This window comes from Streptomyces sp. NRRL S-340 (genome assembly GCF_000720185.1).
Taxonomy (GTDB): domain Bacteria; phylum Actinomycetota; class Actinomycetes; order Streptomycetales; family Streptomycetaceae; genus Streptomyces.
Genome location: NZ_JOIY01000089.1, coordinates 1 through 2,693, shown reverse-complemented (window position 1 = coordinate 2,693; position 2,693 = coordinate 1). Strand labels below are relative to the sequence as shown.

The following is a 2,693-nucleotide window of genomic DNA, read 5'->3' as shown; positions in this document are numbered from 1 at the left end:
AGATCTGGGGGGTGCCGTCGTCGCGTCCGACGGGTGTGGTCAGCGGGTACGGCGGTAAGTGCGCCGAGGTGGCGGGTGCCGTCTCGGCGAACGGTACGGTGGTGCAGTTGAACACCTGCGGGACCGGTAGTGCGCAGTCGTCGAACGGCACGCTGGTCGGTACGCAGTCGGGCAGGTGCCTGGATGCTACGGGTCCGAGTTCCGCCAACGGCACCAAGCTCCAGATCTGGGCGTGTGCGGCCTCCGACAACCAGCTCTGGAAACTCCCCGCCTGACACCCCACCGCCCCATGGCGGCAGGCAGTACGACATCTGAGAATCGGCTAGGAGAAGAGGAAACACGTGTTCTCACGGCACAGACCTGTGCCCGGCCGGCGAGGCCGCACGGCGCCGAGTACGGCACTCGCGCTCGGCCTGGTCACGCTGGCGGCACTGGGCCCGGTCGCGCTCGGCCCGGCGGTGGCCCAGGCCGCCCCGGCGGGCGCCGCCGCCGACACACCGGTCGTCGTCGACGGCGGAACCGTCCTGCCCGGCCGGGTCCCCGGCAAGGGCGGGGCACTGGGGGTGACGTTCGGGTTCTCCGACATCACCTTGGCGGGCGGCCCCTACGAACAGCCGGTCAACCACAACTACAACCGGCCGATGTACGAGCCGAAGGCCTCCGACCCGGACTCCTTCTGGGACAACTACGTCGAGGAACTCACCACCGCCGGCGTCGACTTCGTCGCCGTCGACCTGCGGGGCTTCGGCCCCGGCAACGCCGTCCCCGACGGCGCGGGCGACCCCAGGGCGCTCACCCCGCTGGTCGACGCGATCAAACGGCGCGGTGTCGCGGACCGGCTCAAGATCGCGGCGCTGGACGACACCCCCGCCACCCTCACCGACAAGAAGAACCGGGCCGTCCACCACACCGGCGGCTACACACCCCCCTTCGACATCGGTGACGCGGACGGCACCGGGGAAGGCGGCTACCAGTACTTCTGGGACAACAACCAGCGCGAGTTCTTCTCCCGCATCCCGGACGACATGCTCTACAAGGTCGACGGCCGCCCGCTGATCTACGAGTGGTCGGTCAACGACTTCGCGTTCACCAACCAGGGCGACGGCAACCTGTCCAAACTGCTCCAGTACGCACGCTCGCGCGCGAAGACGGAGTTCGGCGTCGACCCGTACTACGTCGTCGACAGCAGCTGGCCCGACCGCGATCCCAGCGTGATCTCACAGATCGACGGCGTCAACAACTGGTTCGTGCTGCCCCAGGGCTCCTCGACGGCCACCTACCAGCCGGTGATCGACAACGGCCAGCTGAAGTTCGGCGACGGCTGGGACTACCGGACCTCCGACGGAGCCGGAGACTACAAGAACACCTACCAGTCGTCCTCGCAGGCGGGCGCGGCCGTCACGTACTCCTTCATCGGGACCGGCGTCCAGTACCTGGCGCGCACCGCGCCGGACCAGGGGAGCGTCGACGTCTCCGTCGACGGGCAGCCCCCCGTCACGGTCAAGCTGAACACCGGCAGCGCGCTGAAGACGCAGCAGACCGTCTTCGAGAAGTCTGGGCTGACGGACGGCACGCACACCATCAAGGTGGTGAACAAGTCCGCCGCACCGGCCACCGTGGACGGCTTCCGGGTGCTCACCGGCCGCGCCGCGTCGCTGAACGGCCGCCGGTACGGCATCGCCACGCCCGGCTTCCGCGTCGTCAACAGCGACACGAACATGATCATGGACGCGGACCACGGCAGGAAGCTCAGCCAGACCCTGGACGCCACGGTCAACGCGGGCGCGGACATCACCCTGGTCGAGGGTTTCACGGACTGGGAGGAGAACGCCATGCTGGCGCGTACGGCCGACGGCACGTACGAGGAGCGGCTGACCGACTACCCCAACCAGATGATCGACACCCTGCGCCGCTACTCCACGGACCCCTTTCCCACGGAGTACAAGGTCGAGGCGGAGACGGCGGACGCGTTCGCCGGAGCCACCGCGGGCAACGCGTGGAACACCTATCGCAGCGGTGACATCGACGTCCAGAGCACCGGTGACACCGGCGGCGGCTGGAACGTCGGCGACATCGCGCCCGGCGAGTCCCTCACCTGGAACAGCCGGCCCCTTCAGGGCACGGTGAAACTAGCCGCCCGGGTGGCCACGCCGAACGACGGCGCCCAGGTCCGCTTCGTGGTGGACGGCAAGGCCGGTCCCACCGTGGCCGTGCCCAGCACCGGCGACTGGCAGAAGTACACGACGGTCGACGCGGGCACGTTCCAGCTCCCGGCCGGCAGGCTGCACACGGTACGGCTGGAGTTCCCGACCGGCTCCCTGAACGCCAACTACTGGACGGCGAGCACGATCGCCGCGCCGCCGGCCCCCGCGCCGGCGGGCCCGACCGGTCCGATCACCGGGATCGGCTCCAAGTGCGTGGACCTCGCCCAGGGCAGCGCGGCCGACGGCACCCAGGCCGTCCTGAACACCTGTGCCGGCACCGGAACCCAGACCTGGACGCTCGCCCCCGACGCCTCCGTGCGGGTCCTGGGCAAGTGCCTCACCACCGAGGACGGCGGGACCGCCAACGGGACCCGGGCGCGGATCGGGTCGTGCGACGGTTCGAAGGAGCAGCAGTGGTCGGTGGATGCGGTGAACGGGTATCTGGTGAACGCCAGGTCGGGTTTCTGTCTGGAGGATGCGGACGGGAGT

General features: G+C 69.6%; 2 protein-coding genes. Both read left to right on the top strand.

Going from position 1 to position 2,693, the window contains the following annotated elements:
- Nucleotides 1-275, top strand: a 275-nt coding sequence (locus tag IG64_RS39895) for an RICIN domain-containing protein (RefSeq protein WP_199811738.1), incomplete at its 5' end; no start/stop codon positions are given.
- Between the two features lie 66 nt (nt 276-341).
- The coding region (locus IG64_RS37045; RefSeq protein ID WP_158771761.1) for a DUF5010 domain-containing protein at nt 342-2,693 on the top strand (2,352 nt) is incomplete at its 3' end.